Raw genomic sequence first — 6,282 nt, 5'->3', positions numbered from 1 at the left:
CGAACGCGCGGCGGCGGATCGAACGACGGAACGGCGGCGAGCAGCGCGCGGGTGTATTCGGCTTGCGGCTGCGCGAACACCGCCTCGGCCGCGCCCTCCTCCACCACCCTGCCATGGCGCAGCACCACGACCTGATCGGCGATATCGGCGACGACGCCGAAATCATGGGTGATGAACATCACCGCCATGCTGTGGCTCTGCTGCAGGTTCCTGATCAGCTTCAGGATCTGCGCCTGGGTGGTGACGTCGAGCGCCGTGGTCGGCTCGTCCGCGACCAGCACGGCGGGCTCGAGCGCGAGCGCCATCGCGATCATCGCACGCTGGCGCTGGCCGCCGGAGAGCTGATGCGGATAGGCCCGGATGATGCGTTCCGGATCGGGCAAGCCGACCTCGCGCACCAGCGCCAGCGCCTTGGCGCGACGCTCGCCTGGCTTCAGCAAGCCATGCGCTTCGAACACCTCCGCGAGCTGGTCGCCAATCCGCATCAACGGATTGAGCGCGGTCATCGGCTCCTGGAACACCATGGCGATGCGGCAGCCGCGCAGATCGCGCCAGCCATCTTGGTCCACTTTGAGCAGATCGCGGCCCTCGAACAGGATCTCGCCGCCGTCGACCCGCACCGTGTCAGGCAACAGGCCCATCAGCGCATGCGCGCACATCGATTTGCCCGAGCCGGATTCGCCGACCACGCAGACGATCTTGCCGGCCTCGAGGTTGAACGAGACGCCATCGACGGCGTGCGCGCGCTCGGCGCCCTTCGGCAGCGCGATCCGCAGATTCTTGATCGCAACGACGGGATCGGCCATCATTCATCGTCCTTCGCGCGACAGGCGCGGGTTGAGCGCATCGTTCAGCCCTTCGCCGATCAGGTTGAGGCCGAGTACCGAAAGCAGAATCGCGAGCCCCGGAAACACGGTGATCCACCAGGCCTGACGGATCACGGTGCGGCCCGCGCCGACCATGTAGCCCCAGGAGATCAGGTTGGGGTCGCCGAGGCCGAGAAAGGACAGCGAGGATTCCAGCAGGATCGCAGTCGCGACCATCAGCGACGCCAGCACGATCACCGGCGACAGCGCGTTCGGCAGGATCTCGCGCCAGATGATCCAGCCGCTGCTCTGGCCGGTGACAATGGCGGCTTGGACATATTCGCGGGTGCGCAAGGAGAGCACCTCGCCGCGCACTAGGCGGGCGACCGGCGGCCAGCTGACGATGCCGATCGCGGCGACGATCGAATAGATCGAGGGCTGCAGGATCGCGACCAGCACGATCGCAAGCGCAAAGCTCGGGATGGTCTGGAAGAACTCGGTGAAGCGCATCAAGGCGTCGTCGATCCGACCACCGAAATAGCCGGCGACGGCGCCGAGCGGCACGCCGACGATCAGTGCAACCAGCGTGGAGACCAGCCCGACCAGGAGCGAGACCCGCGCGCCGAAGATGAGGCCGGCAAGCACGTCGCGGCCCAGCGCGTCGGTGCCGAGCGGAACCGTCGAAACCGTGAACGGCGCCAGGAACGGCCGCTGCACCATGCGCCACGGCGAGTTGGGGAAATAGAAGGGGCCAATGATTGCGACCAGGATCGCAAGCGCCAATATCACCAGCCCGATCATTCCGCTCGGGCTGCGCAGCATGGTTTTCCAGAACTGCCTCATGCCGAGAACTCGATGCGCGGATCGACCAGGCGATAGACGAGGTCGGTGACGAGATTGAAGATCAGCACCATTGCCGAGCTGACCACGAACACCCCGAGCAGCAGGTTGTAGTCGCGCTGGATCAGCGCGTCGTACATCAGCCGGCCGATGCCCGGCCAGGCGAACACGGTCTCGGTCAGCACGGCGCCGCCGACCAATGTGCCGGCGTGCACGCCGGCCAGCGTCACCACGGGGAGCAGCGCGTTGCGCAGGACGTGGCGGCGCAGGATCACGGAATCGCGCAGGCCCTTGGCGCGCGCGGTCTTGACGAAATCGAGCCGCTTGACCTCCAGCATCGAGGCACGGGTCATGCGGGTGTAAGTTGCCATGAAGAACAGGCCGAGCGTGGCGGCGGGCATGACCAGGTGGGCGCCGACATCGAGCGCGTGACGGAGGCCGGTGTAGTTGGCACCGACAGTCTCGTAGCCGAAGCTCGGCAGCCAATCGACCCAGACCGAAAAGATGAGGATTGCGATCAGCGCGATCCAGAACAATGGCGTGGCATAGAAGATCAGCGCCAGCACCGTGATCGCAGTGTCCATGACAGTGCCGGCGAAGCGCGCAGCGAGCGCGCCCAACAGGATGCCGAGCGCAAGCGAGATGACGAAGGCGCTGAGCGTCAGCAGCAATGTCGCCGGCAGGCGCTCGGCGATCAGCTTCGACACCGGCGCCTGCTGACGGAAGGAGAAGCCGAGATCGAAGCTGGCGATGCCCTTGACGTAGATGAGAAGCTGCTCCGGCAATGGCCGGTCAAGCCCGAACTTCTGCCGCAACTGCTCGACGAAGACCTTGTCGGAGGCGCCCGCTTCGCCCGCCATCACGACCGCGGGATCGCCGGGCGCGAGGCGGATCAGGAAGAAGTTCAACACGACGATCGCGAGCAGGACGATGACGCCCTTCACGATTCTTTGCGCGATGAAGGAGAGCATTGAAGGCCCGTGATGATCAGCTCGAACTGCCGGTGGCAAGACGGCGCGCGGAGCTCAAGCCCGCGCGCCACATCGCCGCGTTACTTATCGAGCCAGGCGTCGCGGAAACCGTCATTGACGCCGATGCCGGTGGTGATCAGATCCTTCACCTTGCACTTGGTGATGGTCGGGAACTGCAGCTCGAGCAGCCAGGCGACCGGCACATCCTCGACCAGGATCTTCTGCACCTTGTCGTAGATCTCCTTGCGCTTGGCGTCGGGCGTCGCCACCGCGCCGTCGGCGAACAACTGGTCCACTTCCGGGTTGGAGTAGCCCTCGACATTGTTGAACAGCTGGCCCTTGGCGATCGCGCTGGTCAGATAGTTGCGGGACACGCCGAGCGCAGGATCGCCGTATTGATAGAGATAGGTGAAGGCGATGTCGTAGTCCCAGTCCATGATCTTCTGGTTGCCGCCGGGCACGTCGGTGGCGATGGTTTCGATGTTCATGCCGACGTCCTGCAGGTTCTGCTTGACCGCCTCGCCCCAGCGCTGCCAGGTCTCGCCATAGGCCAGCGGCAGCATCCGGATCTTCTCGCCCTTGTAGCCTGCTTCTTTCAGCAGCGCCTTGGCCTTGGCCGGGTCGTAATCGTATTTCGGAACATCATCGGTGTAGAACTTGATCGTGGAGGCCGACGGGCCGGTCGCAACCTTGCCGAGCCCGTTCCAGATCACGTCCTTCGCGAAGTTGCGGTCGATCGCATACATGATCGCCTGCCGCACCTTCTTGTTGGCGAGGATCGGGTTGCGATGGTTGAGCCACAGCCAGGCCAGCGGGCTGAAGAATTCCCAGCCCGCGCCGGTCACGCAGGCGCCGGGCAGCTTGGAGACGCGCGGTACATCGAAATTCTCGATCGAGCCGCCCGGCAGCACGTCGACCTTGCCGGTCTCGAATGCGACCGCGCGCGCCGCCGCGTCCGGAATGATCTGCCAGTAGATAGCGTCGAGATAGGGCTTGCCCTTTTCGTGGTAGTTCGGATTTTTCACCAGCTGAATGAATGAGCCCTTCTGCCATTCCTTGAACATGAAGGGGCCGGTGCCGACCGGCGCGTTGTTGTACGGGTTGGTGTTCCAGTCCGTACCCTCGTAGAGATGCTTCGGCACCATCGGCATCGAGCCGACCTCGAAGATGCCGATGAACGGGCCGAACGGCTGTTTCAGCGTGAACACGACCGTGAGATCATCGGGCGCCTCGACCTTCTCGACAACAGCGAGATTGTTGCGGGCGCGGGCGTGCGTCTTCTTCAGCATCTCGATCGAGAACAGAACGTCCGCCGAGGTGAAGGGCTTGCCGTCATGCCAGGTGACGCCTGGCTTCAGTTTGAAAGTGTAGACCTTCGCGTCCGGGCTGATGGTCCAGCTTGCCGCAAGACCGGGCAGCGCCTCGAGCTTGGGGCTGTAGCGGAGCAGGCCTTCGAAGATGTTGCCCGAGACCATCTGGGTCGGACCATTCTGGACCATGGCCAGCATCAGGCCGGGCGGCTCCGGCTGGATCACCGCGTTGATCACCCCGCCGACCTTCGGCTCCTCGGCCCGACCGTCCACCGGCAAGGCCGCCGCGGCCAGACCGCAGCCGAGAACAACGCCCAACAACACCCGCTTCAACATCATGCAACCTTCCGAAAACGTCCCAGTCGGCCGCTATGCATTCCGTGCGCCAATACGCCGAAGTGAAGCCGCCTCCCGCTGTGACAATTGCTCGCGCGGCGCGCCGGCCGTTGGAGCGCCAGCGGGCTTTGCGTGTTGACGGAGTTCGAATCGGCGCAGAGCAATGCGTTGGAAGCATCGCGCTGCCAGGATCCATGCGCGGTTTGCGCAGGCTCCAGCTCCGGTCAAGCTCTCGGGGGGCAGGCTCACACGGCCTGAACAAGCGCGGCAAGATGAAAGTCGCGACAGAAAACGCTCAAGAATTGAACAACGTCAATTACATCTCACCAACACGCTGAACGCGCATCGCCGATAGTGACGTTACCTTGACGCGATCACTGCCGCACCCGCGCGATCGTGCCGGCCACGATCTGCATGGCGACGCCAGTCAGCCAGCCCAGCATGATCAACCAGGTCCAGGCAATGTGGGGATCCTCACGCAGGATGATGATGCCGACCGAGACGAAGGCGGTCAGCGTCGCGAGAAAGGTGCCGACGGCACTGAGGAACTCCGGCGCATCAATCCGTTTCGCCGCCGGCGTGCCTTCCTCGTGCGGATGGAATGGCCGCGGCGGCGTATCGATACCGAGATAGAAGCCAACGGCGCCGGACAGCATCATCAGCAGCAAAAACCCCTGGTTCGTCAGCCAAGGAACGCTGGAGCCGACATGGGCCCCGACGAACACGCCGCAGGCTGCGCCGGCCAAAGAGAGACCGGAGCGTTCCAGCACATGCGCGAATTTCCGGACACGAAACCGCATCGATCCACCTGCGCCAAATTGACCGGCGCCCCCCGGGGCGCCGGTCCAGCCGAATTATTAATCTTAGGCAGCCTTGTTCAGGTCCGCATTGAGATGGCGCAAACCCGGCATGACCTCGTGTTTCAGCAACTCCAGCGAATGGCGCCAGGCCTCCGGCTTGTGCTTGTAGTCGAACCCGAACACCAGGAGGGTCCCGAAGCCGCCGACCTCGTGCCAGATCTGTTCGATCTTCTCGGTGACGGTCGCCGGCGAGCCGATGACCCAGTTGCGGCGGGCGCAATAGTCCACGGTGACATCGGTATCGGGCACCTCGGGCGCGTGTTTCAGATAGTCCTTGAAGCCGAAATGCCCGAGCAGCGGCAGGAAGTACTCGCTCATCATCCGGCCCATCATGTCACCGGTCGAGAGCCGCCAGGCCTCCTCATCGGTATCGGCGACGAACACCTCACGCACCAGCCGCCAGTCGCGACGATTTGGCTTGCGTCCGGTCTTGGCCGCGCCGGCCTCGACCGAATCCCAATGCGACGACACGTAGGCCGGATTGAGATTGAGGCTCATCGGAATGAAGCCGCGTTCGCCGGCAAGCTTCAAGGTGTCGGAGTTCTTCGACAGCCCGGCGACCCCGATCGGCGGATGCGGCGCCTGCACCGGCTTGATGTGCGGCTTGAGGAAGTCGAACATCACTTCAGGCTTGGTGACCGTCCAATATTTGCCCTTGTGCGTGAACGGCGCCGGCTCGGTCCACAGCTTGAGGATGATCTCGAGCGCCTCGCGCGTCATCTCGCGGTTCTGGCCGCTCATGCCGTCGACGTTGAACATCGCCCAGTCGCTCGGAAGTCCGGATGCGGCGACGCCGAAATTGAGCCGCCCATCGGAGAGATGATCGAGCATCGCGACACGGTTGGCGAGCTCGGCGGGATGATGATAGGGCAACAGGAAGCCGCCGGGGCCGAGCCGGATATTCTTGGTCTCGCGGAAGGCCTGCGCCAGAATCAGATCGGGCGCGGGATGTGGTTCCCAGGGTGCGGTGTGGTGCTCGCCGATCCAGGCTTCCTGATAGCCGAGCTCGTCGAGCCAGCGCAGCACCGTGAGGTCCCACTCCTGGCCCTCCTTCAATCCGCACTCCGGCGGATGCGAGGGCATGGTGAAATATCCGATTTCCATTGGCGCTTTCCTCTCGCTTTGTTGCGGCGCATCTTCGCGGATGCGCTCATCGTCA

6 protein-coding genes are annotated in these 6,282 nt (G+C 64.0%); all 6 read right to left on the bottom strand.

Annotated elements, in window-relative coordinates; genetic code table 11:
- On the bottom strand, window positions 1-806 hold an 806-nt coding region (locus BRAS3843_RS27420; RefSeq protein WP_139024989.1), incomplete at its 3' end, for an ABC transporter ATP-binding protein.
- Between the two features lie 3 nt (window positions 807-809).
- Window positions 810-1,649, bottom strand: a complete 840-nt coding sequence (locus BRAS3843_RS27415) for an ABC transporter permease (protein ID WP_008972383.1) — start codon at window positions 1,647-1,649, stop codon at window positions 810-812.
- The gene (locus BRAS3843_RS27410) at window positions 1,646-2,617 is read right to left on the bottom strand and encodes an ABC transporter permease (RefSeq protein WP_008972382.1); all 972 of its coding nucleotides are present in this window, start codon (window positions 2,615-2,617) and stop codon (window positions 1,646-1,648) included. The genes BRAS3843_RS27415 and BRAS3843_RS27410 overlap by 4 nt, the downstream gene beginning before the upstream one ends.
- 80 nt (window positions 2,618-2,697) lie before the next feature.
- Entirely contained in the window at window positions 2,698-4,263 is a 1,566-nt protein-coding gene (locus tag BRAS3843_RS27405; protein WP_035982952.1) for an ABC transporter substrate-binding protein, read from the bottom strand.
- Window positions 4,264-4,637: 374 nt separating this feature from the next.
- A complete protein-coding gene (locus BRAS3843_RS27400; RefSeq protein ID WP_008972380.1) occupies window positions 4,638-5,063 on the bottom strand; it encodes a hypothetical protein in 426 nt (141 codons plus the stop codon).
- A 63-nt stretch (window positions 5,064-5,126) separates the two neighbouring features.
- Window positions 5,127-6,227: an LLM class flavin-dependent oxidoreductase gene (locus BRAS3843_RS27395; RefSeq protein ID WP_008972379.1), complete on the bottom strand. Its 1,101-nt coding sequence runs from the start codon at window positions 6,225-6,227 to the stop codon at window positions 5,127-5,129.
- Window positions 6,228-6,282: the final 55 nt, after the last annotated feature.

The sequence above is a fragment of the Bradyrhizobium sp. STM 3843 genome, assembly GCF_000239815.1.
Lineage (GTDB): Bacteria > Pseudomonadota > Alphaproteobacteria > Rhizobiales > Xanthobacteraceae > Bradyrhizobium.
The sequence above is the reverse complement of the archived record's forward strand: the minus strand, read 5'-3'. Positions and strand labels throughout refer to the sequence as shown.